Origin of the sequence: Saccharomonospora marina XMU15 (assembly GCF_000244955.1) — a bacterium.
Taxonomy (GTDB): domain Bacteria; phylum Actinomycetota; class Actinomycetes; order Mycobacteriales; family Pseudonocardiaceae; genus Saccharomonospora_A; species Saccharomonospora_A marina.
This window is the reverse complement of the sequence record NZ_CM001439.1, coordinates 397893-421407: the sequence shown is the minus strand read 5'-3', so window position 1 is coordinate 421407 and position 23515 is coordinate 397893. Positions and strand designations below refer to the sequence as shown.

Here is a 23515-nt window from a genome sequence, read left to right as displayed (position 1 = left end):
CGTGTACCTGCGGCGCGGATTCAAGGCGACGGCGAAGCGACTTGCGCTCGAAGTGCGTGAGGAGATGGGCATCGATGCGTTCGCTCCGATGGACCCGTACGCGCTGGCCGAGCTGTACGGCATCGAGGTCTTCGAGCTTAGCCACCCATGGCTGCCCGAACCGGCGGTGCGGCATTTCACCGGCCCGCGCGCCGACGCGTTCTCGGCCGCGTTGCTCGCCGTGGGGCGCGGCAAGGTGATAGTCGAGAACCACGTCCACGAGTGGAAGCGACGCCGCTCGACCATCGCGCACGAGATGGCCCACGTGCTTCTCGAGCACGACTTCGGCGTGCTGCTCAGCGCTGAGAACCGTTGTGTGTCCTCGCCCGCCGAGTTGGAGCAGGAAGCGGCCGAGCTGTCGGGCGAGCTGCTCATACCCTGCTCCGCCGCACGCAGGGCGGCGTTTCGCGGCTGGACCGACGCAACGGTGGCCAGGTACTTCCGGGTCAGCGAACGCATGGCGCGCTGGCGGATGAACGCGACGGCCGCACGCCGCATCGCGTGCCGCACGAGGCAGAAATGGCCACGCCCCACGGTGAACGCGACGGTCGGCGAGCCGGGTCGAACCGGTACCCCGACCGCCTGAACTCCAAAACCGCTACGCAGACTGCGACCCAGACCGAAGCCGGGACGGCACGTATCGGCCGCCCCGGCTTCTTCCCTGGTCACAGGCGCGGAAGCGGAGGGATTTGAACCCCCGGACGGTTGCCCGTCGCTCGCTTTCAAGGCGAGTGCATTCGGCCGCTCTGCCACGCTTCCCTTGCGCTCAGCGTAACGTCTCAGTCCTCGAGCTCTGTCAGGTGTGCGAGCACCCGCGAGAACACCTCCCCCACCAGCAACTGCTCCTCGGTGGTCAGCAGGTCGACGAAATGTTCGCGCACGCCTTCGACGTGGGTCGGCGCCGAGCGTTCCAGCAACCGCTCGCCCTGCTGTGTCAACTCCGCCGTAACGCCCCTTCGATCCCGAAGGTCCTTGCCCCTGCGCAGGTAGCCTGCTTCCTCCATGCGTGCGACCTGGTGCGACAGCCTGCTCTTCGTGGAGCCCAGCAGCTGCGCGAGTTCGGTCATCCGCATGCTGCCTTCCTCGGCCTGGGAAAGGCAGACCAGCACCTCGTAGTCGGTGAGCGAGACGTCGTGCTGATCGGTGAGTTCGCGGTGCAGCCGCTGCCGCAGTTTCAGCGTCGACACGATGTAGGAACGCCACGCCAGCATTTCGGTATCGGTCAGCCAGCGCGTCCGGCGCGAAACCTCGGTCATGGCAACGGAGAGTAGAGCCACGGCACCCGGGTTCCCGCACCGAGTGGCCAATACCGCAACTCACCGAATGGTGGGTTGCGATTTGGTTGCGAGCTGACTGCAAACGGAGCACCCTGGAGGCATCGGACGGAGTCACCGAACAAGTCGAGGACTCCAGCCCAGTACCGGTTCGGTGCTCCGCCGGGAAAGGGTCAGGTGATGCGGTGACGAATGGTGACACGCGCGGTTGACCGTCCCGCTGTCGAGGAGCAGCGGGGACTGTGTTCCCACGGTCGGGACAGCCTGTAACGCCTCGGCCGTGATCGTGAGCAGTCCGGGATGTTCTACGCGTCTTCTCGCACAAGACGGCGTCGATCGGGCCTGTTTCGGCGCGATGTTCTGGCACGCGCCGCAGTGCCCTCGCCGACCCGGTAAACGGTCGACCGCTCAGACAAATGGACAACCTCGGTAATCCTGGGTGCGGATGCCTTCGGGCACACCGCACCCAGGTTTCGTATTGGCATATTGTCATCGCTCGTGAGATTCAACGAGGACGCCGAACTGGACGTCTCAGAGGTCCGCGATCTGCGCGGTGGCGGCGTAGGTGGGCGGGTCGCGGTCGGCGGAGGCGGTCTCGGGATCGTCGGGCTGCTCATCTACTTCGTACTCGCCCAGTTCGGTGGCGTGCCTGTGGACACGCCGACCCTCGGTACCGTCGAGCCGGGTCAGCAGGTCGACAGCGACTCGCTGGCAAGGCAGTGCCGCACCGGCGCCGACGCCAACACCGACCACGAGTGCGCCGTCGTGGCGATCGTGAACTCGATCCAGGACTACTGGGCAGGCGAACTGGCCCGCACCGGACTCACCTACCACGAATCCGTCACCACGTTCTTCAGCGGCGGGATCGACACCGCGTGCGGCAGTGCAGGCTCCGACGTCGGGCCGTTCTACTGCCCCACCGACGCCGGGGTGTATCTCGACCTGGGGTTCTTCACCGACCTACGGGAACGCTTCGGAGCGCGGGGCGGCCTGTTCTCCGAGGCCTACGTGCTCGCCCACGAGTACGGCCACCACGTGCAGAACCTGCTCGGAATCTCGACACGCGTCCGGGAAGGCACCGGAGTCACGTCGGACAGTGTGCGGCTGGAACTGCAGGCCGACTGCTACGCGGGCGTGTGGGCGCGCAACGCCACCACAACGCTCACCGAGAACGGGCGGCCGCTGCTGACCGAGATCACCAACGACATCGCGGCCGCGCTCGACACCGCGGGCCGCATCGGCGACGACTTCATCCAGCGGGAGTTCGGCGGGGCTGTGGACGAATCACGGTTCACGCACGGCACCTCGGCCCAACGGGAGTACTGGTTCACCACCGGTCTCAACACCGCGGATCCGACCCGTTGCGACACCTTCGGCGCCCCCGATCTCGGCTGAAGGCCCGCGTGCCCCGGTGGTCGTGGGTGGCAAGCGCCACCCGCGACCACCGAGTACGCGTCAGGCGGACTCGGCGTGACCGTGGTCGGCCGCCGCGGCCCGCATGGTCTGCGCGTTCGCGCGCTGCGCCGCGACCTTCTTCCTGTCCTTCGCCGCCGTCGCGGTGACGCCGTTGACGTCCTCGGTGCTGAGGGCGTAGGTCGCCGTCACCCAGGCCATCGCGTCGGCGTTGCGGTCCAGCGCCACCCGGTCGACGTTGCCCAGGTTGTCGCAGGTCTGGTGGTAGCACGGGTCGTAAGCGACACCGGCCTCACCGCCCCACAGTTGGGCCTGCTCGTCCGTCTTGACCCCTTCGGCGCCGGTGAACAGCCCGCCCGAAGGAATGCCCACCGCGATGAACTCGCCGTAGTCGGAACGCCCGGAGAAGTCGGTCCCCTGTGTCGGGACGCCCGCTCCCTCGAGGTAGCCGACGAATGCCTGCTCGATCTTCGCCGAGCCGTACGGGCCCGCGCCCGCGCCCTCACCGTCGGAGTCATCGCCATCGTAGACGAAGTATCCCGCGTTCGGCGAACCGATCATGTCGAAGTTGAGGTACAGCGCGATGTCGAGCTGCTGCTCGAACGAAAGCGAGTTGACGTAGTGGGTCGAGCCCACCAGGCCGAACTCCTCCGCACTCCACCACGCGAATCGCACGGCGTTGTTGACCCTCGGCTCGCCGCCGAGCTGCAGTGCCGTCTCCAGCAGTGCGGCCGAACCGCTGCCGTTGTCGTTGATGCCGGGACCCTCGGTGACGCTGTCCAGGTGTGCGCCCGCCATCACGACGTTGTCGTCGCGCCCGGTCTTGGTCTGCGCGATGACGTTGTAGCTGGTGCGCTCCTCCAGCAGCGCCCTCAGCTCCAGCGTCACCTCGGCGCCGTCCTTGGCGGCGAGCTCCTGCCCCGCTGCCAGCGTGACGCCCCCGGTGGGGATACGCCCGGCATCGGGATCACCGAGCGTGCCGTTGAGATCGCCCTCGACGTTGTTGTAGATGACGGCCCCGACGGCACCCGCGTCGGCCGCTGACGCCTGCTTCTGCGCGAAGGTGCACGCGCCGCGCTTGATCAGCGCGATCCTGCCCGTGACGTCGCCGTAGTCCGACACCTCGCAGCCAGGTGTGTCGTCCGGCTGGATCACGGCGAGCGGCGCGGTGATCCCACCCTCCGGCGTCGAAGGGCTGTAGCTCATGACGATGATCCCGAATTCGGTGCCCCCGGACTCGAGCCGCTCGGCGAGCGTCTCGGTGTAGGTGAACGGAAACTCCTGGCGGGTCACGTCGTACCCTGCCGCTTCGAGTTTGGTGGCGATGTACTCGGCCGACCTGGCATGCCCCTCGGTGCTCGCCGCCCTGCTGCCGCCGCTGCTGTCGGCGATCCGCTGCATGGCGATCAGATGCCGGTTGACCTTACCGACCTCGACCTGCCTGACGAGCTTGTCCGGCAGGTTCGGGTCGGCCGCGGGTTTCGCGACCGCCGTTCCGGCGCCGACGAGAGCCAGGCTCGCGCACGCCGCGACCGCGACGGCTGGTCTCAGTTTCGCCGTGAGTGATGACATAGACACTTCCCCTTCGTGACGGGTGAGCGTCACTTTTGATCTTTTTGTGGGAAAGGTCAAGGTCCGTTCGTAGGGAACGCGCATGGGCGAGCTGTTGCGGAGTGACATACAGTCTGCGTTATGCACGCGATCATGGTGCGCGAGCCCGGCGGCCCGCAGAACCTGGAATGGACGCAGGTCCCCGACCCCGTGCCGGGTGCGGGTGAGGTGGTCATCGACGTCGCGGCGAGCGCCGTCAACAGAGCCGACCTGCTCCAGCGGCAGGGCCACTACCCACCACCACCGGGCGCCAGCGAAATCATCGGCCTCGAGTGTTCGGGAACGATCGCCGAGATCGGCGAGGGCGTGTCCGGCTGGAAGGTCGGCGACGAGGTGTGCGCGCTGCTGGCGGGGGGAGGTTACGCGCAACGGGTCGCGGTGCCCGCGGTGCAACTCCTGCCCGTCCCGGGTGAGGTGGAGCTGGTGGCCGCCGCGGCACTTCCCGAAGTGGCGTGCACAGTGTGGTCGAACGTCGTGATGCACGCGGGGCTTTCCGAGGGCGAGGTGCTGCTCGTCCACGGAGGTGCGGGCGGCATCGGTACGCACGCGATCCAGGTCGGCAAGGCGCTCGGCGCGACCGTCGCCGTCACGGCGGGTTCCCCGGACCGGCTCGAGCGCTGCGGCCAACTCGGCGCCGACATCACGATCAACTACCGCGAGCAGGACTTCGTCGAGGAAGTGAAGCGGGAAACCGGCGGCGCCGACGTCATCCTCGACAACATGGGCGCCAAGTACCTCGGCCGCAACATCGACGCGCTCGCCACAGGTGGCAGGCTCGTCGTGATCGGCATGCAGGGCGGCACCAAGGCCGAACTCAACCTGGGCAAGCTGATCGCCAAGCGGGCCAGCATCGCGGCCACCACGCTGCGGGCCAGGCCGGTCGAGGAGAAGGGCGAGATCGTGGCCGCCGTGCGCGAGCACCTGTGGCCCATGGTGGAGTTGGGCACCGTGCGGCCGGTGATCGGGCAGGCGTTCCCGCTCGAGCGCGCCGCGGACGCCCACCGCGCGCTGGAGGAAGGCGGGATCTTCGGCAAGATCCTGCTGACCAGGTGAGCGGCGATCAGCCCAGGTCTTCGAGCACCCGAACCAGCTGGTTGATCTCGAAGACGTTCGAGTAGTGCGCCAGCCCGATCCGCAACGCGCCGCCGACCTCGCCGACGCCGAGTGAGGCGAACACCCCGCTGGTCCCCTCGTCGGCGAAGACACACAGGCCCTGCTCACCGAGATACTCGGCGACCTCGGCTGCCTTCCGGTCGGCGACGGTGAAGGCGAGCGCGGGAATCCGGCGCATCGCGTCCCCGATCACCATGACGTGCCGCATCGAGCGCAACTCGGTGGACAACTGAGCCAGCAGCCCGGCATGGTAGGACTTCGCCGAGCCCAGCGAGGTGAGCAGGCGTTCCCTGCGGGATCCGGTGGCGGCGTCGTCGAGGCCTGCGAGGTAGTCGATCGAGGCGACCAGGCCCGCCAGCAGCGGATACGCGTGCGGACCCAGTTCCAGCCGCGCCGCACCCCTCGCGTTCGGGTCGAGCGAGACCGACGGCAGGCTTTCCAGCAGTTGCTGGTCACGGAATACCAGCGCGCCGACCGCAGGCCCACCCCAGGCCTGCGCGGACACCACGAGTGCGTCGGCACCGATCGCGTTGAGGTCCAGCGGCAGGAACGGCGCCGCGTACGTCGCGTCGACGACGACTGTGGCGCCGACCCGCTTGGCGATCTCCACCACCGTCGGCACGTCCGGCCTCGTCCCCACCGAACCGGAGGCGTAGGTGACGGACACCGCCTTGGTTCTCGGGCCGACAAGGCTCTCGTACTGCCAGGCAGGCAGCTCGCACGTCTCTATGTCGATCTCACCCCAGCGAACACCCGCGCCGACCCGCTTCGCCGACCGCACCCACGGTGCGATGTTCGCCTGCTCGTCGAGCCGGGAGACCACGACCTCGTCGCCGAGCGTCCAGCTGCCGGAAAGCACATCGACCAGCCTGCCGAGCAGCACCGACGCGCTGGGGCCGAGTACGACGGCATCCGGCTCGCCGCCGACGAGGTCGGCCACGGCACGGCGGGCGGCGGCCACGATGCTTTCGGCGCGCTGCGAGGCCGGGAACGCTCCACCGGGCCCGGAAACCGGTGCCCGCATCGCCGTCGAAACCGCGGAGGCGACCTGTTCGGGCACCAGCATTCCGGCCGCGCCGTCGAAATGAATCCAGCCGTCACCCAATGCAGGAAACAACCCACGTATCCGAGCGACGTCGAACGCCATGCAGGACACCGTACGGAGGGGTAGTTTCGCTGTGCGTCCGGGGTTGGCCTGGTGAACAAGTCGGACATGGATTCCGGCTACCCTGGGTTCGAATCAGGCGTCAACGCGACCGTCTCGAAGACCGCTACATCGTCCCCGGTGACGATCGCGGTGACGTCCCGACGTAGGCCAGGATGGAGCATATGACCCAGCCGAATTCTCCCAATCCGAAACCGAACGAAGGAACTGATGCCGACCAGTCACAACACGTGGTTGTCGTCGGTCCTGACGGTTCGCCGGTGGGAGCGGCACGGATCGGCCCCGGCGGGGAAACAGACAAGACCGAGTCGGTCGGCGACATGGTGGAAGAGCCCGCCAAGGTCATGCGCATCGGCACGATGATCAAGCAGTTGCTCGAGGAAGTGCGCGCTGCCCCGCTCGACGACGCGAGCCGCAGCAGGCTACGTGAGATCCACTCGACCTCGATGAAGGAACTCGAGGAGGCGCTCGCGCCGGAGTTGCAGGACGAGTTGGAACGGCTGGTCGCGCCGTTCACCGCCGACAGCATTCCCTCCGACGCAGAGTTGCGGATCGCGCAGGCACAACTCGTCGGCTGGCTGGAGGGGTTGTTCCACGGAATCCAGACGGCGCTGTTCGCCCAGCAGATGGCTGCCCGGGTGCAGTTGGAACACATGCGCCGCGGCCTTCCCCCGGGTGCCGGTGTGCCCGGCCCGGGCGGAGCGGGCGATCAGCACGGACACGGCATCGGCAACACCGGCCAGTACCTGTGATCCGGGACCGACTGCGGGGCCGGGCCTGTCAGGTCCGGCCGCGCAGCCGGTCGAACCACCGGCCGAGAGTCTTGTCGTAACGGCCGGGGTCGTGGCCACGCATCGCCTCCTCGCCGCTGTGCGACACCGCCGAGGCGACCTGGGTTGCCCACTGCGGCACCACGAAAACGTTCTGCCAGTAGCCGTCACGCATCTTGAGTTGCGCGACGTGCAGGTATCCGGTGGTGGCCTCGCTGACCCGCAGACCGTAGGCGGTGTCGGGCAGCACCGGTGAGGTCGAGGTCACCACGATCACCGTGGGGTGCGCCCGGCGCACGATGGAGGTGCGGTCGCCGCCGCGCGCGATCGCCTCGTCGTTGAGCCCGATGTAGTCGATGGAATCCCACCCGCTGTAGTACGGGATGGCACCGGCGTCGCTCACGGCGAGCGTACGCTCGGCCCGCGGTACGTCGGCGCGCGCCAGCCCCTGGCCGATCGCCACGTGGGCGCGGCGCAGGTCCTCGCCGTAGTTGACGATGGTCGGCAGGTCCCTCGGGACCACCCCGGCCAGCGCGGTCCACACCACGATGCCGACGCCCGCCACCGGGTACGCCCAGCGACGGCCGAGCGATCCCACGGCCAGCCCCGCACCGAGGCACAGCACGGGGAAGGCGTGGAAGGCGAACCGGTGGACGTAGTCCATCGTCGGCCCCGAGACCGCGTAGGTCGCATACGTCGCGGCGACGACGCCGAGTAGCAGTGCGCCCGCCGCTCTGGTCGGCCGCCGCCACAGCAGCACTGCGGTCAGCAACGCCAGCGGACCGAGCATCGCGGCGGTAAGTTCCAGCCACCGCGAACCGGAGTCCAGGTTCCCGAACTTGATGTAGAAGGTGTTGGGCAGCAGCTGACCGTAGAAGGACCACCGCCAGCCGAAGTATGCCAACCCCACGGCGGCTGCCAGCGATGTCCAAAGCAGCGCCTCCCGGCTTCGACGTCGCTGCCACAGCCACACCGCGAACGCGGGCAGCACGGCAAGCACGCCTTCCGGCCGCAGCAAACCGGCCACCAGCAACAGCAGCGGCGGTTCCCACGGCCGCACCTCACGCCCTGCCAGCACGTCGAGGCCGACGATCGTGGCACGCAGCACCACGGCCGCGAACGCCATGGTCTCCAGACCCGACCCGAGGTGGAAGTAGGTCGGCAGGAACACCGCGAAGCACGCGCCCGCCACGACCGCGGCCACCAGCCCGCTCGAGCGGCGAGCGTGGTGCAACAGCATCAGCAGCACGCCGATACCCAGCAACACCGAGGTCAGCTTCGCCACGACCACGAGGTCGAGGCCCATCGCCGCGTACGCCGAGAGCCACAGCATCCAGCCGAAGTTGGTGAAGCCCTCGACCGGGTCCTGCCCGACGTTCCACACCGGGCCGTGGCCGTCCGCGAGATTGGCGCTGTAGCGGAAGGTGATGAAGGCGTCGTCGATGACGAAGTCCCACGCCGCCCAGGTACCGAAGGCGAAAACGACCCCGAGCGCGGCCACCACGGCTGCGAGGCGAACCCTGCCGCCGGTCACCGCATCGCTCCCGCGACCGCGTCCAGCACCCTGGCCGCTCCCTTGCCGTCGACCGCGGCCGCGGCGGCCGCTGCCATCGACTCACGGGCGCCCCGGTCGGCGAGCAGCCGCGCAAGCACGTCACGCGCACCCGTGAGGTCCTCGGCGGAGCCGAGGCCTGCCGCCAGGCCGCGTTCGACGGCCGCGCGATAGCCCACCGCCTGGTTGTCCACAAGCCGCACCAGCGCGGAGGGCACGCCGATGCAGCACAGTTCCAGCAGCGTGACGCCTGCGGCGCTCACGGCGAGATCGGTCCCCGCGAGCCGATCGGGCAGGTCGGGACCGGGTGCCACGGCGCGGAATCGCTGCCCCCGCGCCACCGCGGGCACTGCGGGTTCACCCGCGACCACCGCGTCCACGGTGCACGGGAAGCCGGTGTCGCGCAGCGCGCGCAGCAGCGTCGTGACGGTGTCGGCAGGCGCTGACCCACCGCCGAGCACCACGAGCACGTGGGTCGTGCCCGATCGCGCCTCGACTGCCACCCGGCGCCTCCTCGCTTCGAGCACCGCCCTTCGCAGCGGCGCGTATTCCACCCCGGTGAGCACCGTCGGTGATCCGTCGTCCGGTCGTGGCGTCGGTTCGAACCCGCAGTCCACGACGATGTCGGCACGCCGCCTTCCGAACGCGCCGTCCTCGAAGGAAACCAGCAGGGCACCACCGTAGTTCACCCGATCGGACACCTCACCAAGGCCGTAGTGATCGACGACGACCGCGTCGAATCCGCTGCTCTCGGCAAGCGCGGGCTGCGGCGCCAGCCACGTCGCCGCCAGTTCCTCGAGGCGCGAGCGTAACCAGCCCGCGCCCTCGATCCGCCCGGAGAACGCCACCTGCCAGCCTCGCGAGTCGGCCTCCTCGGCGAGCGCGACCATCCTCGCCAGGTGCCCGGCACCTACGGACGGCGATGCGTCGGCCCGCAGCAGCAGCCTCATTCCCGGGCTCACACCGCCTTCTGCCGCACGTTCGCGTTGAGGGCGGCCAGGTCGGTTCGCTCGCGCAACACGCTCACGACCGCACGCCAGCCCGCTGGACGCCCGCCCAACTCCGCTACCAGTGCCTCCAGCAACGCCCAGTCCTCCTCGGTGTCCAGCGTGACCCGCAGGTCGTCGGCGCCTGGCGCCACGACAAGGCCGGCGCAGGCGTAGCGCTGCGGGTCGGCGTACACACCGCAGGTGACATGCTCGCGGTGCGGGCCGGACGGCTGCCGCGCCTGGTCCCGCAGCACCGGCACCCGCACCAGTTCGGCGTCGAACCCCCTCGGCAACGTGCGGACCAGGGTGGTGCTCACGTAATCCAGGTCAGGCTGCGACCGCCACAGTGCGACGAGCTGGGTCAGCAATGCGGGGTCGAGCAGCGGGCAGTCGGCGGTGAGGCGCACGACCGCGTCGGCCGGGTACCGGTCGCAGGCCAGCAGGAACCTGGCGAGCACATCGTCGAGCGGCCCGCGCACCACGCGGGCACCGTGCCGCCGTGCCTCTTCGGCGACCGCGTCGTCCTCCGGGTCCTGCGAGGTGGCCACCACGACAGCGGCCACGCCTTCGGCCGCTCGGGCGGCCCGCACCACCCAGCCGAGGACACTGCGGTCACCGAGGCGACGCAGCACCTTGCCGGGCAGCCGGGTGGAGGAGCTTCTCGCCTGAATGACGACGTTCACGGTGGGGCTGCCGCGCATGGTGACATCATGGCCGGTGTCAACATCGATGAAACGCGGAGGTTATCGATGAGCGAGCTCGGCGGGTCGAGCATCCTGCTCACCGGGGGCACGGGCTCCTTCGGCAAGGCGTTCATCCAGCACGCACTACAGGAGCTGGACCCGAGGCGGCTCGTGGTGCTCTCCCGCGACGAACTCAAGCAGTACGAGGTCCGCAGGCACTTCGCCGACGACCCCAGGCTGCGCTGGTTCATCGGCGACGTGCGCGACCGCAGGCGGCTGGAGCGCGCGATGCACGGCGTCGACTACGTCGTGCACGCCGCCGCGCTCAAGCAGGTGGACACCGGTGAGTACAACCCGTTCGAGTTCGTGCAGACCAACGTGTTCGGTTCGCAGAACGTCATCGAGGCCGCCATCGACACCGGCGTGCGCAAGGTCGTGGCGCTCTCCACCGACAAGGCGTCCAGCCCGATCAACCTCTACGGCGCCACCAAGCTGTGCGCCGACCGCATGTTCATCAGTGCCAACCACTACGCGGCCACCCATCCGACACGGTTCTCCGTCGTGCGCTACGGCAACGTGATGGCCTCACGCGGCAGCGTGATCCCGTTCTTCCGCTCGCTGGCCGAGCGCGGTGAGTCGCTTCCCATCACGCACAAGGAAATGACCCGCTTCTGGATCACGTTGCCGCAGGCTGTGAAGTTCGTGGTGGATTCCTTCGAGATGATGCACGGCGGCGAACTGTTCGTTCCTCGCATCCCCAGCATGCGGATCGTGGACCTGGCACAGGCGATCGCGCCCGGCAGTCCGATGCACGAGGTCGGCATCCGGCCCGGCGAGAAGCTGCACGAGGAGATGATCGCCGTCGACGACGCGCGCCGCACCCTGCGGCTCACCGACCGGTACGTGGTGCAGCCGCACATCGCGGGCTGGGGTTACGAGCCGCCGGAAGGCGGCACACCGGTGCCGGACGGTTTCGCCTACCGCTCCGACAGCAACGATCTGTGGCTGGACACCGACCAGCTACGGGAGCTGATCGCCAACCATGGGTGATTTCCTGCCCTACGGCCGGCAGTCGATCAACGAGGAGGACATCGCCGCGGTAACCGAGGTGTTGCGCGGCGACTGGCTCACCACCGGACCGGCCGTGTCGCGGTTCGAGGCGGACCTCGAAGAGCTCACCGAGGGCGGTGGCGCGGTAGCCGTCACCTCCGGCACCGCCGCGCTGCACGTCGCCTACGCCGCGGCCGGGATCGGCGCGGGCGACGAGGTGGTGACCAGCCCGATGACGTTCGTGGCCACCGCGTCGACCGCGGCGCTGCTCGGCGCGAAAGTGGTCTTCGCCGACGTCGAGCCGGAAACGGGCAACCTCGACCCCGCCGCGGCGCGGGCCGCCGTCACCGAACGCACCAGGGTCGTCGCGGCCGTCGACTACGCCGGACACCCCGCCGAACTCGACGAGCTGCGAACCGTCGCGGGGTCATCGGGCGCGCTGTTGCTGGAAGACGCCGCGCACTCGATCGGCGGGTCGTGGCGAGGAAGGCCGGTGGGATCACTCGCGGACCTGACGACGTTCTCGTTCTTCGCGACCAAGAACCTGACCACCGCGGAGGGTGGCGCGGTGGTGACGCGCTCGGCCGACCTGCTGCGGCGCGCGCGGCAGTTCCGAAACCACGGGCTGGTGCGCGACCGCACGGATCAGCGCTACCCCGACGAAGGTGGCTGGCATCAGGAAGTGCACGCCTTCGGCCTGAACTACCGCCTGCCCGACGTGCTCTGCGCGCTGGGCAGCGCCCAGCTACGCAAGCTGGCGGCCTTCAAGCGGCGCAGGGAGCAGCTGCACGCCCGCTACGACAAGGGGCTGGCCGACGTCGCCGAGGTGCGGACCCCGGTGACCCGCGAGGGCGCCGACGTGATGTGGCACCTGTACGCGTTGCGGGTGCTCGACGGGCAGCGCGGACCGTTGTACGACCACCTGCGGGCGCTGGGAATCGGCGTGCAGGTCAACTACATCCCGGTGTACTGGCACCCGGTGTTCGAGGACCTGGGATACCGGCGCGGGCTGTGCCCGAACGCCGAACGTTTCTACGCCCAGCAACTGTCACTGCCGCTGTTTCCCGAGCTGACCGATGCCGAAGCCGACCGCGTCGTCGACGCCGTGCGCTCGTTCTTCGGCTACTGAGCGGGCGGCCTCGGGTCAGATCAGATCCCAGGTCAACGGGGTCCCCTTGGCCGCGTCGGACCGAAACGTCCTGCCCAGCACTTTGTCGATCTCCACGGGAGCCAGTCCACCTGCGGGCCGGATCGAGCGCACGTTCCGGCTGGTCACCGCATCGCCTGCCCGCACGTCCTCGACGACGTAGAGCGAGCGGCGAAGCCGCAGGCCCTCCCGTTCGCTGGGTTTGGGCCCCAGCGTCGCCTCGCCGAGCGACTGCCAGGCTCGCCGGGTTTCGGTGACCAGCGCACCCAGTTCGGCGGGCTCCAGCGAGAACGCCGAGTCGACCCCGCCGTCCTCACGGGAGAGGGTCACGTGCTTCTCGATCAGGCACGCCCCCAACGCGACGGCGCCGACCGGGACCCCGATGCCCGCCGTGTGGTCGGAAAGCCCGACCACCCCGCCCGTCAACCCTGCCAGCAGCGGTATGCCCCGCAGGTTGGACTCCTGCGGCGCCGCCGGGTAACTGGCGGTGCAGCTCAACACGACGAGCTGGTCGTTTCCCGCCGCGCGGGCGGTGCGGACCGCGGCGTCGATCTCGGCAACGGTCGCCATACCGGTGGACAGCACCAGCGGTTTGCCGGTGCGCGCGCACAGCTCGATCAACGGCAGGTCGACGAGTTCCGACGACGCGATCTTGTAGGCGGGCGAGTCCAGCGACTCCAGCAGCTCCACCGCCGTCGGGTCGAACGGGCTGGAGAACACCTCCAACCCGCGCTGCCTGGCGTGAGAGAACAGCCGCTCGTGCCACTCCCACGGGGTGTGCGCCTGCTCGTAGAGGCGGTAGAGGTTCTGCCCGCCCCACAGCTCGTGGTCGGCACTGAGCCGGAAAGCAGGTGCGTCCACGTCGACGGTGATGGTGTCCGGCCGGTAGGTCTGCAGCTTCACCGCGTGCGCACCCGAATCCGCTACGGCGTCGATGATCTCCAGCGCCCGGTCGAGACTGCCGTTGTGATTGCCGGAAACCTCGGCGACGACGAACGGTGGGTGTTCGGGCCCGATGTCGTACTTGCCGATCCGAACCGACGAGCTCACCCGTCCTCCAACTCCTTGGCCAGGCGGCGGAAGCGGCCGGTCGGCGAATCCGGCTGCCGTACCTCGGCGTAGCCCGCCGCACGAAACAGCGCCACCGACGCCGCGTTGTCCTCGTGGACACTCGCCAGCACGGTACCCCCACCGCCGCGGTCGCGTAGTTCCCGCTCCCCTGCCGCGAGTATCCGGCGGGCGAGCCCGCGGCCACGGCATTGCGGGGCGACGGTGATGCTGACTTCCCAGGTGGTGTCGTCGAGCCGGTCGAAGCGCACCGTGCCCGCGGGCGTCCCGTCGCCGGTCTCCGCCACGAACAGCTCGCGAGCCGGTGAGGCAAGCACGCCACGTAACCAGTTCAGGTGGTCTTCGAGTGCGATCTCGTTGGTCGTGTGCGACCAGCGCCTGGTCTCCGGGTCGTTGCGCCAGGCCAGCAGCAGCCGCCCGTCGGCCTCCGTCGCCCGCCTGAGCCGCACGGCTTCGGGCTCAGCCACTCGCGGCGACGCTGGCCCGCTCCTCCAGCCTGCGCAGCCGGTCCTCGTACATCGCGATGCCGGTCAACCGCACCCGGATCTGGGCGTGCTGGCGTTGCACCTCCTCGATCAGCGACCTGGCCGCGGCCACCTCCTGCTCGTCGGCACGCGGCGCCATCGCGATCTTGACCCGCAGGTCCTCCAACTGCGCCTCCTGCGCGGCCACATGCGGGATGAGCCGCTTGACCTCGCTGGAGGTCCAGTTCAGATCCCCGCGCAGCCGGTCGAGGCCGGCCTCGAGCGCATCGAGGCGGCGACGGTGGTCCACGGTGCAGTGCTCCTGCTCGGTGAGCCGCGACTCCTGGCTCGCCAGCCGTTTGCCGGTGCGCTCGTCGATGCGGAAATCCACGAGCCGCGCGAGTCTGCTGGCGAAGCCGTCGCGCATGAGTCTGAGTGGGTTCAATGACGCCATTGCCTGGATCCTTCGACTAGCTGGGCGGTTATCGCAGAAGCTTGGTGTTGCCTGTGCGGGTCCACGACTCGAGCAGCCTGCCCTCGAGCGCGATCCGGTGCTCAGGACCAACGATGCAGGAATCGCCTGCGGCATGCTCCCAGGACGTCTGTTCCGGGTTGTCGATGAACGAGAAGCCGCTCAGCACGAGTTCGGCCTGCGGGAACGACGTCCGCGCGATCCAGGCCGCCATGGTCCCCGTCGTCGCCCACGCCGCCTCCTCACGGCTGGACAGCCCCATGGCGCTCGACAAGGGCAGCGTGACCTCACGGTTGGGTACCGGAACGAACCCCAGATCCGGCGGCCACCACTGCGGGATGTCCTCCGGTTCCCAGTGCAACCTGCCCGGTTCCACCATCAGGTACAGCTTGGACCGGTAGTTGGAGAACACCCATTTCGTCGCGCGCAGGGCCCTGTTGAACACCACGACATGGGTGCGGCAACCCACGGTCGGGGCCGCGCCGGGCTCGTCGCACACATACCCGTTGACCCGGAAAACGACGTCGCAGGAGTCGATGGCCTTCGCGCGTTGCTCGTCAGGCTCCAGCGGTTGGTTGCCGACGACGGCCACCGAGCGGGGATCGGGCCGGTCGGCGTATGCCTCGATGAGCTTGACCAGCAGGCTCGCCTCGTGCGAGACGGAGTTCATGAGCGGAAGCTACCAGGCATCCGACGGCTCGTGGCACGCACACGCACGGTTACCACGCTCCGCGGCCGAAGACTCGCAGGTCGGCGCGCCCGTCGCCGGTTCGGGCGGGCACTCGCAATGCGCTTGCCCCGCCGCCAGTACCCTCATATCTCGTGCACGCCACAAGCACCGCCGATCCCACAGAGACGACAACGATGACGTCGGCACCTCCCACCGCCGGTAGCCGTTCCTGGGCCCGTGCCTTCGCCGACCTCAGAGAGGGGTTCGGCCAGAGAGAGCTCTGGGGACACCTCGCCTGGCAGGACATCAAGCAGCGTTACCGGCGTTCCGTGCTGGGGCCGCTGTGGATCACGCTCAGTATGGGGATCACAGCGCTGGGTCTGGGGCTGCTGTACTCCCAGCTGTTCGATGCCGCCATCGGCACGTTCCTGCCGTACATCACGACGGGTTTCATTGTCTGGAACTTCATTCTCGGCTGCCTGACCGAGGGTACGGACACCTTCATCTCGAACGAGGGCCTGATCAAGCATCTGCCCGCCCCGCTTTCGGTGTACGTACTGCGCACCGTGTGGCGGCAGAGCATCATGTTCGCCCACAACTTGATCATCTACTTCATCGTGATCGCGCTGTTCTGGAACGACGTCACCACGCCCGACTACTCGATCACCGCGGGCGGGGTGCCGCAGCCGGGTCTGAACTGGGGCGTGCTGCTTGCCATCCCGGCATTCGCACTGATCGCCGTGAACGCGGGCTGGGTCGTGCTGCTGTTCGGGATCAGCTCAACCAGGTTCCGCGACATCCCGCAGGTCGTCGCGAGCCTCATCAACCTGCTGTTCTTCCTCACGCCGATCGTGTGGTCGACCGACATCCTCAAGGACAAGTTCGGCGAGTCGGTCGGCTGGCGCGATCTGGTCGCCGAGCTGAACCCGCTGTACCACTTCATCCAGATCCTGCGGGCTCCGCTGATCGGTAACCAGCAAAGCTGGCACCATTGGGCAGTGGTGGCAGGCTTCACCGTGGTCGGCTGGGCGCTCGCGCTCCTGGTCATGCGCAACTACCGTGCTCGTGTCTCGTATTGGGTGTGACGACTCTTGATCAGCATCGACGTCTGGAACGCCTCCGTCGATTTCCCGATCTTCGACGCCAAGACCAGGTCGTTGAAGAAGAAGGTCCTCGGCAAGGTCGGCGGAAAGATCGGCACCGACAGCAAGGTGCCCGTCATCGAGGCCCTGCACGACATCACCCTTTCGGTTAAGGACGGTGACCGGATCGGCCTCGTCGGCCACAACGGCGCAGGCAAATCGACCCTGCTGCGGCTGCTTTCCGGCATCTACGAGCCGACCAGGGGCACAGCGAGGATCAACGGCAGGGTCGCTCCGGTGTTCGACCTCGGTGTCGGCATGGACCAGGAGATCTCCGGCTACGAGAACATCATCATCCGCGGGCTCTACCTGGGTATGACGCGCAAGCAGATGGAGAAGCGCATCGACGACATCGCCGACTTCACCGAACTCGGCGACTACCTTTCGATGCCGCTTCGCACCTACTCCACCGGTATGCGGGTTCGGCTCGCGCTGGGTGTGGTGACCTCCATCGATCCCGAGATCCTGCTGCTGGACGAGGGCATCGGAGCGGTCGACGCCGCGTTCCTCAACAAGGCTCGCGACCGGCTCGTGGACCTCGTGCGCCGCTCCGGTCTGCTCGTGTTCGCCTCCCATCAGGACGACCTGCTGCTCGAGCTGTGCACGTCGGCGATCTGGATGGACGAAGGCCGGATGAAGATGCATGGGTCGCTGCGCGAGGTGCTCACGGCCTACAAGGGCAAGGACCCCTTCGAGAACGTCAGCAAGGAGACCCTCGAACGCCTCGGCGAGGCGCCTGCGATGAGCGGTGACTGAGGTGGCTACCGAACCCCTTGGCGAAGGCAGCGTTGCCGCCGTTGTCGTGACGCGGCACCGGCGTGAACTGCTGGCCGAGTCGCTGAAGCTGCTCGCGGCACAGACAAGGCCGGTCGACCACCTGGTCGTGGTGGACAACGGCCCCGACGAGCAGCCGGTGCGCGATGTCGTGGCCGACTGCCCGCTGCCGTCGACCTACCTGCCGTCCTACCGCAACCTCGGCGGCGCGGGCGGGTTCGCGCTCGGCATGCTGCACGCGCTGGCGCTGGGCGCCGAGTGGGTGTGGCTGGCCGACGACGACGGCAGGCCCGCGGACGAGTACGTGCTCGCCGTGTTGCTCGAAGAGGCGCGGCGAAGGGGACTCGCCGAGGTCTCGCCCGTTGTCACCAGCATCGAGGACCCGCAGCAGTTGGCGTTCCCGCTGCGACGGGGACTCACCTGGAAACGCTCCGCCGCCGAACTCGGCACCGACTTCCTTCCCGGCATAGCGTCGCTGATGAACGGTGCGCTGTTTCGTGCCTCCACGCTGGAGGTGACAGGCGTTCCCGATCTGCGGCTGTTCTTCCGCGGCGACGAGGTCGAGATGCACCGGCGCCTGGTGCGTTCCGGTCTCCCGTTCGGGACGTCGCTGAAGACCGCCTACCTGCACCCCAACGGCACCGACGAGTTCAAACCGATGCTGGGTGGCCGCTTCCACGCGCAGGACCCCGAGAATCAGGTGAAGCGCTACTACACCTACCGCAACCGCGGCTACCTGCTGTCCCAGCCGGGGATGCGCAAGATCGGCGCGCTCGAACTGCTGCGGTTCGGCCTGTACTTCGTAGCGGTCAAACGCGACCCGAAAGCGTTCGCGCAGTGGCTTCGGCTGGTGCGCCAGGGCCGCAGGGAACGGTTCTTCCGCTACTGAGCAACGGTTTTCGCGATATGCGGTGGCTTCCCAGTCATCCGGGAAACCACCGCACGTCGGCTACTCGCCGATAACCGGCGGCGCCGTGCGCTCGTTGGTGCCGAACACCTCGTCGGGGTCACCTTCGACCAAATAGGTCGGTCGCTGATGCTCCTCGTCCTCACCGCCCTGACCGCCACGGCCCGCGCCTGCGCCCATGGGAGCCGCGCCCATACCGCCACGACCGGCGGCAGCCGCCGCGCCCGCGCCACCAGGCATCCCACCACCGGGCATACCGCCCGGCCTGGCGCCCGCACCGGACCCGGCTCCGGGTCCCGCACCGGCCGCCCCCGAGCCGCCGCCCGGCCCGAAGCCGCCCGCGCCACCACGACCGAAGCCGCCCGCGCCGCCACCACTGGCACCGCCTGCACCGCCCGGGACCATGCCGGGCATCGGCATCGCACCGATCCCCGGCGCGTTGCCGCCACCGCCACCCCCCGGCACGCGAGAACGCGGAATGCTCGGCGACCGATAACCGGACGGACGCGTCCCGCTGGGCATCGGCCCGACGCCCGTGCTCACCCCGCCCGGCAACGACCCCGAACCAGGCGTCGAACCGCCGGGAGCGAAAGCCGAACCGCTACCGCCACCACCCGGCACGCTGCCACCCGGAACACCACCGCCCTGATAGCCGGAAGGAGTGGTTCCCTGTCCGCCGCCCGGTTGCTGCACCGCGGGCACCGGCCGGTTCACCTCACCGGAACCGCCCTCACCGAACTTCGGCGGCTCCGCGAACACCGGCTGCTTGTTACCCGCGTCGTGCAGGTCGGTGTCGTATCGGGTCATGACCTGCGCGGCCTGTTCGTGAGCCTGCTTGCTCTGGTTGTACGTCTCGATGCTCTGGCTGACGTTGCCCACCACGTTGAAGGGGTCGTCACCCCAGCGCTGCATCTCCGTTTCCCAGCTGAACGGCACGGGCTCGGGCATGCTGTTCCTCGCCCTGCTCGCCGCCTCCGACTCCTGGTGGATGATGTCGGACGCCAACTGGGCATTCTGCGAGTTGCCGTCGGCCCACGTGCTCAGCCCGGTGAAGTAGTTGTGGGCCTGGTCGGCCGCCTGGCCTTCCCAGCCGTGCTGGGACTTGCCAACGCTTTCCTTCAGTGCATCGGCGAGGTCCTGGAACAACCGGTGCAGGTCGTGATATCCGTCGGAATACGTTTCGACCTGGGCCGGATCCACCGCGGCAACGTATTCCTTGAGCCGCTGATGATCTTCACCCAGGTAGTTCCCGTCGGGCGAGGGAACACCACCCATGTACTCGACGTCGCCCGACTGTCCCTCGCGAATTCGTTGCTCGCTGATCTCGTCGGCGCGAGAACCCGCCCGCATGTGATCGGCGAACCGCTCGAAGATACCGGCGTCGCCTGCGTTGACGCGTGCCTGCAGGTACGGCTCGATCTGGCTTGCCGGGAGCCGCTCGATCTGCGCTTCCGACAGCGGTGGCGGTTCTTGTCCGCTCTGGAGGTAATTCCTGACCTCCTCCGCCGACATGTCGAGGAACTCCTGTGCCGTGGGCTGCCCCGGCGTAGCACTGGTCACTTCGATCACCCCATGGGAAGTTTCGGATCGATGATCTCGGCGATTCGAGACGCTATGTCGCACGCCTGGTCCGGCTCGACCCCATCCACAACGACGTCGACCCGGGCACCCTCACCGACGGCCATCGCGATCAGGCATCCATGATCCGTTGTCGTGGTCCGTACCACCTCACGACCCGAATCCATTTCGCCGCGCTGCAAGCCCGTGCCCAGATCGACCACACCGTCGACGCCGACATTGTCTCGCACACTAAAACTGATCAGCGGAAGCTTCTGTTGAGCATTTTCACGCACCGCATTCCAATCGCAACCGCGAGCCGTTCCGACCTGCCGCGCGTTCGGTTCCTGGTACTTGCCGAACGCGGCCACTTCACTATCGGTCAGCAGCGAGCACGGGTCCACAGAATCGATCCCACTCGACGCCGAGCCAGAAGAATCGCTGGTCGGTACCATAGACCCCACCGAAGTGCGCGCCGCAGGACGGGAGTCCTCCGGCGAAGCCAATCCGGACTCCGCATCCGTACATCCCGCCAGACCAAACACCGCGACGAGCAGCGGCACAGCCGCGGACCTTCGCATCACGAAAGCCATTGCTAGACCACCTCAGACCGAAACGTGCTCGACGCCGAATCCTCGTTGTCGCGATACTTCCGCATAGCGAGCTCCAATGCTTTGTCCGCGTCAGACAAGACTTGCTCGAGCTTGCCAAGCACGTCGAACGCCGACCCAGGAGCTTCGACAGCAGTCTTCATCTGGTGCGTCGCCACAGTCTGCCCATAGGCATGGCTTCCCAACTGCGGCTCCTGCATGAATTTGTAGGACAAGTCTGCCCTAAGCGTTTGCACCCGGTTCTGCATTTCTGAAAGCGTCTTGCGAATCGGCTCGGCCGCATCTTCGCTGACCCGGAAGTGACCCTGCCGCGCGGCGCTGACCATCTCCCTGGTCTCCGCTGCCATCTTGTCCATGGCCTTTGCGTCGAGCGCGGACACCGCTGCGGCACCGGCACCAACACCCGCACCAACCGCACCCTGGCCGGCCCCCGCATCATCCCAGGTGATCGGCATCGTCTACCCCACATCCTCGGCTGCGTCATCCGACGGCAGTTTACCGACCGTAGAACGCCCATGACGGCACTTCACAACAACCCACCACTGCGACGCACACCGGCCGCCCTCGGTTCCAGGACTGCACGACCGAACGCCCGATCAGTGAGGGCGGCAGCCGATCCCTCACGAGACAGCCTCATCTTTCCGTCCACCGGCATGTCCAACACCCTCACACTATTGGACGGATCGGGCTCACCACTAGTCCCAGCGATCACCCCATGGGAAGCTTCGGATCAATGATCTCGGCGATTCGAGACGCGATGTCGCAGGCCTTGTCCGGCCCAACCGCACTTACAACCACGTCGACTCGGGCCCCCTCTCCGACGGCCATGCCGATAACACACCCTTCTTCGTTAGAGGTCTGTGCCACCGCGCGGCCAGAGCCACCCAACTGTCCTTTTCGAACACCGGAACCGATGTCGTTCATACCTTCGACGCCAATATTGTCGCGCGCGTCAAGATTGACCAGCGGAAGCCTTTGTTGAGCGTTTTCGCGTATCGGCCTCCACCGGCAATTGCGGGCACCCGCCGAGAACCGTGACTCCGGCTGCTTGTAATCGGCGAACTCAGACAGTTCTTCATCGGTGAGCAACGAGCACGGGTCCACGGAATCGATCGCGTTCGGCGCCGAACTGGAAGAGGTCGCCGGTGCCGAGGGAGCGGGGGAGCTATTTGCCGAGCTCGAAGAATCCCGTGGAGAAGCTATGCCAGGTTCCGCATCCGAGCAAGCACCCAGCACTAGCGCTGCGACCAAGATCGGCACCGCGCCAGCACTCCGGGATATGTGGCGCATGACTAAACCTGCCCATTCCGGAACGTGCCCGACGCGGACTCCTCGTTCTCCCGATACTTCCGAACGGCGATCTCCAGAGCCTTGTCCGCATCAGCGAGCACTTGCCGAAGTTGTTTCAGTACTTCCATTGCCGAACCAGGCGCGTTGGCGGCAGCCTTCTGCTGGTGCTTCGCCACATTCTGCCCGTAACTGTGACTACCCAACTGTGGCTCCACCCCGAAACGAACCTGCAAATCGCCCCTCAACTCATCTACCTGGGTCTGCATTTCCGCGAGCGTCTTACGGATGGGCTCAGCAGCGTTCTCGCTGACCCGGAACCCACCCGAGCGAGCCGAGTTCACCATCTCCCGGGTCTCGGCCGCCATCTTGTCCATTGACCCCTTGTCGAGCCCGGACATCGCCACAGCAGCAGCACCAACACCCGCACCAGCACCAGCACCCTGGCCGGCCCCCGCATCATCCCAGGTGATCGGCATCGTCTACCCCACATCCTCGGCTGCGTCATCCGACGGCAGTTTACCGACCGTAGAACGCCCATGACGGCACTTCACAACAACCCACCACTAAGACGCACACCTGCCGCCATCCGTTCCTCGGCAGCTACCTCAGCTGTTCCGAAGCTGTTCCGACTGCGAGCGCAGGTGCTGGGTAATCCTGGCGTTGTCAGCGGGAGCGTAGGTGAGCCACTGCTGCCCGTCCTCGGCCGCTCGCTGGGTGCAGAAATAGCGCCCGTCCTCGGTGTCGAACCACACCACGGGCGTCAGGTTGCGCTGCTTGCCGTCATTGCCACGCATGAAGACCGTGAACTGACCGATCCGCAGCTTCGGCTTCTCGAACAGTCGTTCCACCGTGCGCAACTGGGGTGCCGACTGCGATCGGGCTCGGGAGGCGCCCGCGAACGGATCGTAGGAGCCTTCGTCGCTTCCACGCGCGGGCCTCGGCGCCTGCGGTTTGGCCACCGTGACCGACTGGCCCGGTCCCGGTTTCGCGCTCGGAAGCAGGTCCACGATCGCCGAGACAACGCTCGCGGGCCGGACCTGCTCGAACACCATCAGGTTGCCGTCCTGTCTGGCCACGACGCCGAACTCGCCGGAAACCGCCGACCTGGCGAACAGTCGCTCGGTTTCCCCCAGCCGCGCGGCCGCCGTGACGGCGACAGGTCCGTTCACGAACGTCTCGAGCGCCGCCCGCGCATCCGGGTCCAGTGCCCCGCCGCGCAGCAGGCCCCTTCCATCGAGGTCGCGAAACACTGCCTCGCGCACCTGCGCACGCTGGGTGTGGGTGGTGCCGATGTGCGGTACCTCGAAGGGAAACGGCGCCCGGCCGAGCCGGGCGTACTCGAGCAAGATGTCCACCGCCGCCAAGGACAGTGAGAATGAGTGCGCCATTCCCTGTTCCCCCCGGATGTCCCTCCAACGTGTCGGAAATGCACGTTAGCACTTGCGCCCACAGCGAACCGGCTTGCACGGCTGATCACGCGATGCTGTCGTTGGTGCATGCCCGATGAGAAGCCCGCACTCGTCCTCCACCTGGCAAGCGGAGGCGAACCGCTACTGTTCGCGCTCGAACCGGACGACGTCGTCGAACTGTCGAAGCAGCTGCATCTACACGTCGAGCACGGCTCGACCCAGACCATCCGCACCAAGGAGGGAACGACCGTGGCCGTGAACTTCTCGCATGTCGCGGTCGCCTACATCGACGATCTGCAGCGCAAGGGCAAGGTGTTCGGACTCCACTGACCGCTGCGGCGGAGA

General features: G+C 67.7%; 26 protein-coding genes and 1 tRNA gene. 10 read left to right on the top strand and 17 right to left on the bottom strand.

Annotated features, from left to right (window positions below):
• Window position 1: 1 nt before the first annotated feature.
• A complete protein-coding gene (locus SACMADRAFT_RS01885; RefSeq protein WP_009152083.1) occupies window positions 2-625 on the top strand; it encodes an ImmA/IrrE family metallo-endopeptidase in 624 nt (207 codons plus the stop codon).
• 88 nt (window positions 626-713) lie between these two features.
• On the opposite strand, the gene SACMADRAFT_RS01880 is transcribed toward SACMADRAFT_RS01885, so the two are convergent.
• Both SACMADRAFT_RS01880 and SACMADRAFT_RS01875 read right to left on the bottom strand, forming a co-directional pair.
• Window positions 714-798, bottom strand: a tRNA-Ser gene (locus tag SACMADRAFT_RS01880).
• A gap of 20 nt (window positions 799-818) precedes the next feature.
• The gene (locus SACMADRAFT_RS01875; RefSeq protein WP_009152082.1) at window positions 819-1295 is read right to left on the bottom strand and encodes a MarR family winged helix-turn-helix transcriptional regulator; all 477 of its coding nucleotides are present in this window, start codon (window positions 1293-1295) and stop codon (window positions 819-821) included.
• Window positions 1296-1811: 516 nt separating this feature from the next.
• Here SACMADRAFT_RS01875 and ypfJ point away from each other — a divergent pair.
• Window positions 1812-2708: a KPN_02809 family neutral zinc metallopeptidase gene (ypfJ, locus tag SACMADRAFT_RS01870; protein WP_009152081.1), complete on the top strand. Its 897-nt coding sequence runs from the start codon at window positions 1812-1814 to the stop codon at window positions 2706-2708.
• A 60-nt stretch (window positions 2709-2768) separates the two neighbouring features.
• On the opposite strand, the gene SACMADRAFT_RS01865 is transcribed toward ypfJ, so the two are convergent.
• A complete protein-coding gene (locus SACMADRAFT_RS01865; RefSeq protein ID WP_009152080.1) occupies window positions 2769-4298 on the bottom strand; it encodes a M28 family metallopeptidase in 1530 nt (509 codons plus the stop codon).
• 120 nt (window positions 4299-4418) lie between these two features.
• On the opposite strand from SACMADRAFT_RS01865, the gene SACMADRAFT_RS01860 reads away from it, so the two are divergent.
• Window positions 4419-5390 carry an NAD(P)H-quinone oxidoreductase gene (locus SACMADRAFT_RS01860; protein ID WP_009152079.1) on the top strand — a complete coding sequence of 324 codons (972 nt, stop codon included), beginning with the start codon at window positions 4419-4421 and terminating at the stop codon, window positions 5388-5390.
• Window positions 5391-5397: 7 nt separating this feature from the next.
• Here SACMADRAFT_RS01860 and SACMADRAFT_RS01855 read toward each other — a convergent pair whose 3' ends face one another.
• Complete coding sequence (locus tag SACMADRAFT_RS01855) at window positions 5398-6597, bottom strand: cysteine desulfurase-like protein (protein ID WP_009152078.1); 1200 nt, start codon at window positions 6595-6597, stop codon at window positions 5398-5400.
• A gap of 182 nt (window positions 6598-6779) precedes the next feature.
• On the opposite strand from SACMADRAFT_RS01855, the gene SACMADRAFT_RS01850 reads away from it, so the two are divergent.
• Window positions 6780-7367, top strand: a complete 588-nt coding sequence (locus SACMADRAFT_RS01850; protein WP_009152077.1) for a bacterial proteasome activator family protein — start codon at window positions 6780-6782, stop codon at window positions 7365-7367.
• Window positions 7368-7395: 28 nt separating this feature from the next.
• On the opposite strand, the gene SACMADRAFT_RS01845 is transcribed toward SACMADRAFT_RS01850, so the two are convergent.
• The 3 genes from SACMADRAFT_RS01845 to SACMADRAFT_RS01835 are packed head-to-tail and all read right to left on the bottom strand — an operon-like array spanning window position 7396 to window position 10627.
• Window positions 7396-8919, bottom strand: a complete 1524-nt coding sequence (locus tag SACMADRAFT_RS01845; protein ID WP_009152076.1) for a DUF2339 domain-containing protein — start codon at window positions 8917-8919, stop codon at window positions 7396-7398.
• Window positions 8916-9899 (bottom strand): spore coat protein, encoded by a 984-nt coding sequence (locus tag SACMADRAFT_RS01840; RefSeq protein ID WP_009152075.1) that lies wholly within the window; start codon window positions 9897-9899, stop codon window positions 8916-8918. Before SACMADRAFT_RS01840 ends, SACMADRAFT_RS01845 begins: the two co-directional genes overlap by 4 nt.
• Window positions 9896-10627, bottom strand: a complete 732-nt coding sequence (locus SACMADRAFT_RS01835; RefSeq protein WP_009152074.1) for a cytidylyltransferase domain-containing protein — start codon at window positions 10625-10627, stop codon at window positions 9896-9898. Before SACMADRAFT_RS01835 ends, SACMADRAFT_RS01840 begins: the two co-directional genes overlap by 4 nt.
• A gap of 48 nt (window positions 10628-10675) precedes the next feature.
• Between SACMADRAFT_RS01835 and pseB the strand changes: the two genes are divergently transcribed.
• Window positions 10676-11659 (top strand): UDP-N-acetylglucosamine 4,6-dehydratase (inverting), encoded by a 984-nt coding sequence (gene pseB, locus SACMADRAFT_RS01830; RefSeq protein ID WP_009152073.1) that lies wholly within the window; start codon window positions 10676-10678, stop codon window positions 11657-11659.
• Entirely contained in the window at window positions 11652-12788 is a 1137-nt protein-coding gene (locus SACMADRAFT_RS01825; RefSeq protein ID WP_009152072.1) for a DegT/DnrJ/EryC1/StrS family aminotransferase, read from the top strand. The genes pseB and SACMADRAFT_RS01825 overlap by 8 nt, the downstream gene beginning before the upstream one ends.
• A gap of 15 nt (window positions 12789-12803) precedes the next feature.
• Here SACMADRAFT_RS01825 and pseI read toward each other — a convergent pair whose 3' ends face one another.
• From pseI to SACMADRAFT_RS01805, 4 genes are read right to left on the bottom strand one after another with little or no spacing between them, the layout of a single operon-like run.
• The gene (gene pseI / locus SACMADRAFT_RS01820; RefSeq protein ID WP_009152071.1) at window positions 12804-13856 is read right to left on the bottom strand and encodes a pseudaminic acid synthase; all 1053 of its coding nucleotides are present in this window, start codon (window positions 13854-13856) and stop codon (window positions 12804-12806) included.
• A complete protein-coding gene (locus SACMADRAFT_RS01815) occupies window positions 13853-14341 on the bottom strand; it encodes a GNAT family N-acetyltransferase (RefSeq protein ID WP_040925505.1) in 489 nt (162 codons plus the stop codon). The genes pseI and SACMADRAFT_RS01815 overlap by 4 nt, the downstream gene beginning before the upstream one ends.
• Window positions 14334-14792, bottom strand: coding sequence for a hypothetical protein (locus SACMADRAFT_RS01810; protein WP_009152069.1), 459 nt, complete (start codon window positions 14790-14792; stop codon window positions 14334-14336). Before SACMADRAFT_RS01810 ends, SACMADRAFT_RS01815 begins: the two co-directional genes overlap by 8 nt.
• A gap of 28 nt (window positions 14793-14820) precedes the next feature.
• Window positions 14821-15450, bottom strand: coding sequence for a glycosyltransferase family 29 protein (locus SACMADRAFT_RS01805; protein WP_040926014.1), 630 nt, complete (start codon window positions 15448-15450; stop codon window positions 14821-14823).
• Between the two features lie 224 nt (window positions 15451-15674).
• On the opposite strand from SACMADRAFT_RS01805, the gene wzm reads away from it, so the two are divergent.
• The 3 genes from wzm to glfT1 are packed head-to-tail and all read left to right on the top strand — an operon-like array spanning window position 15675 to window position 18285.
• Window positions 15675-16565 carry a galactan export ABC transporter permease subunit Wzm/RfbD gene (wzm, locus tag SACMADRAFT_RS01800; RefSeq protein ID WP_009152067.1) on the top strand — a complete coding sequence of 297 codons (891 nt, stop codon included), beginning with the start codon at window positions 15675-15677 and terminating at the stop codon, window positions 16563-16565.
• A gap of 6 nt (window positions 16566-16571) precedes the next feature.
• The gene (gene wzt / locus SACMADRAFT_RS01795; RefSeq protein WP_009152066.1) at window positions 16572-17378 is read left to right on the top strand and encodes a galactan export ABC transporter ATP-binding subunit Wzt/RfbE; all 807 of its coding nucleotides are present in this window, start codon (window positions 16572-16574) and stop codon (window positions 17376-17378) included.
• Complete coding sequence (gene glfT1, locus SACMADRAFT_RS01790; protein ID WP_009152065.1) at window positions 17371-18285, top strand: galactofuranosyltransferase GlfT1; 915 nt, start codon at window positions 17371-17373, stop codon at window positions 18283-18285. Before wzt ends, glfT1 begins: the two co-directional genes overlap by 8 nt.
• Window positions 18286-18345: 60 nt before the next feature.
• On the opposite strand, the gene SACMADRAFT_RS29595 is transcribed toward glfT1, so the two are convergent.
• The 6 genes from SACMADRAFT_RS29595 to SACMADRAFT_RS01765 all read right to left on the bottom strand — a co-directional run bounded on the left by SACMADRAFT_RS29595 (window position 18346) and on the right by SACMADRAFT_RS01765 (window position 23149).
• Window positions 18346-19863: a hypothetical protein gene (locus SACMADRAFT_RS29595; protein ID WP_232285524.1), complete on the bottom strand. Its 1518-nt coding sequence runs from the start codon at window positions 19861-19863 to the stop codon at window positions 18346-18348.
• Between the two features lie 5 nt (window positions 19864-19868).
• Window positions 19869-20453 (bottom strand): DUF3558 domain-containing protein, encoded by a 585-nt coding sequence (locus tag SACMADRAFT_RS28875; protein WP_009152063.1) that lies wholly within the window; start codon window positions 20451-20453, stop codon window positions 19869-19871.
• A gap of 2 nt (window positions 20454-20455) precedes the next feature.
• Complete coding sequence (locus SACMADRAFT_RS01775) at window positions 20456-20926, bottom strand: hypothetical protein (protein WP_009152062.1); 471 nt, start codon at window positions 20924-20926, stop codon at window positions 20456-20458.
• Window positions 20927-21179: 253 nt separating this feature from the next.
• Window positions 21180-21761 carry a DUF3558 family protein gene (locus tag SACMADRAFT_RS28870; RefSeq protein ID WP_083840829.1) on the bottom strand — a complete coding sequence of 194 codons (582 nt, stop codon included), beginning with the start codon at window positions 21759-21761 and terminating at the stop codon, window positions 21180-21182.
• Between the two features lie 2 nt (window positions 21762-21763).
• Window positions 21764-22237 carry a hypothetical protein gene (locus tag SACMADRAFT_RS01770; RefSeq protein ID WP_040925504.1) on the bottom strand — a complete coding sequence of 158 codons (474 nt, stop codon included), beginning with the start codon at window positions 22235-22237 and terminating at the stop codon, window positions 21764-21766.
• A 129-nt stretch (window positions 22238-22366) separates the two neighbouring features.
• A complete protein-coding gene (locus tag SACMADRAFT_RS01765) occupies window positions 22367-23149 on the bottom strand; it encodes an ESX secretion-associated protein EspG (RefSeq protein WP_009152059.1) in 783 nt (260 codons plus the stop codon).
• Between the two features lie 108 nt (window positions 23150-23257).
• On the opposite strand from SACMADRAFT_RS01765, the gene SACMADRAFT_RS01760 reads away from it, so the two are divergent.
• On the top strand, window positions 23258-23500 hold the full coding sequence (locus SACMADRAFT_RS01760; RefSeq protein WP_009152058.1) for a hypothetical protein: 243 nt from the start codon (window positions 23258-23260) through the stop codon (window positions 23498-23500).
• Window positions 23501-23515: the final 15 nt, after the last annotated feature.

Coding starts and splice junctions, on each gene's coding strand:
- SACMADRAFT_RS01875 (WP_009152082.1), bottom strand. CDS start 1,295: ATGACCGAGGTTTCGCGCCGGACGCGCTGGCTGACCGATACCGAAATG.
- SACMADRAFT_RS01865 (WP_009152080.1), bottom strand. CDS start 4,298: ATGTCATCACTCACGGCGAAACTGAGACCAGCCGTCGCGGTCGCGGCG.
- SACMADRAFT_RS01860 (WP_009152079.1), top strand. CDS start 4,419: ATGCACGCGATCATGGTGCGCGAGCCCGGCGGCCCGCAGAACCTGGAA.
- SACMADRAFT_RS01855 (WP_009152078.1), bottom strand. CDS start 6,597: ATGGCGTTCGACGTCGCTCGGATACGTGGGTTGTTTCCTGCATTGGGT.
- SACMADRAFT_RS01850 (WP_009152077.1), top strand. CDS start 6,780: ATGACCCAGCCGAATTCTCCCAATCCGAAACCGAACGAAGGAACTGAT.
- SACMADRAFT_RS01835 (WP_009152074.1), bottom strand. CDS start 10,627: ATGCGCGGCAGCCCCACCGTGAACGTCGTCATTCAGGCGAGAAGCTCC.
- pseB (WP_009152073.1), top strand. CDS start 10,676: ATGAGCGAGCTCGGCGGGTCGAGCATCCTGCTCACCGGGGGCACGGGC.
- SACMADRAFT_RS01825 (WP_009152072.1), top strand. CDS start 11,652: ATGGGTGATTTCCTGCCCTACGGCCGGCAGTCGATCAACGAGGAGGAC.
- SACMADRAFT_RS01810 (WP_009152069.1), bottom strand. CDS start 14,792: ATGGCGTCATTGAACCCACTCAGACTCATGCGCGACGGCTTCGCCAGC.
- wzm (WP_009152067.1), top strand. CDS start 15,675: ATGACGTCGGCACCTCCCACCGCCGGTAGCCGTTCCTGGGCCCGTGCC.
- SACMADRAFT_RS28875 (WP_009152063.1), bottom strand. CDS start 20,453: ATGGCTTTCGTGATGCGAAGGTCCGCGGCTGTGCCGCTGCTCGTCGCG.
- SACMADRAFT_RS01775 (WP_009152062.1), bottom strand. CDS start 20,926: ATGCCGATCACCTGGGATGATGCGGGGGCCGGCCAGGGTGCGGTTGGT.
- SACMADRAFT_RS28870 (WP_083840829.1), bottom strand. CDS start 21,761: ATGCGCCACATATCCCGGAGTGCTGGCGCGGTGCCGATCTTGGTCGCA.
- SACMADRAFT_RS01770 (WP_040925504.1), bottom strand. CDS start 22,237: ATGCCGATCACCTGGGATGATGCGGGGGCCGGCCAGGGTGCTGGTGCT.
- SACMADRAFT_RS01765 (WP_009152059.1), bottom strand. CDS start 23,149: ATGGCGCACTCATTCTCACTGTCCTTGGCGGCGGTGGACATCTTGCTC.
- SACMADRAFT_RS01760 (WP_009152058.1), top strand. CDS start 23,258: ATGCCCGATGAGAAGCCCGCACTCGTCCTCCACCTGGCAAGCGGAGGC.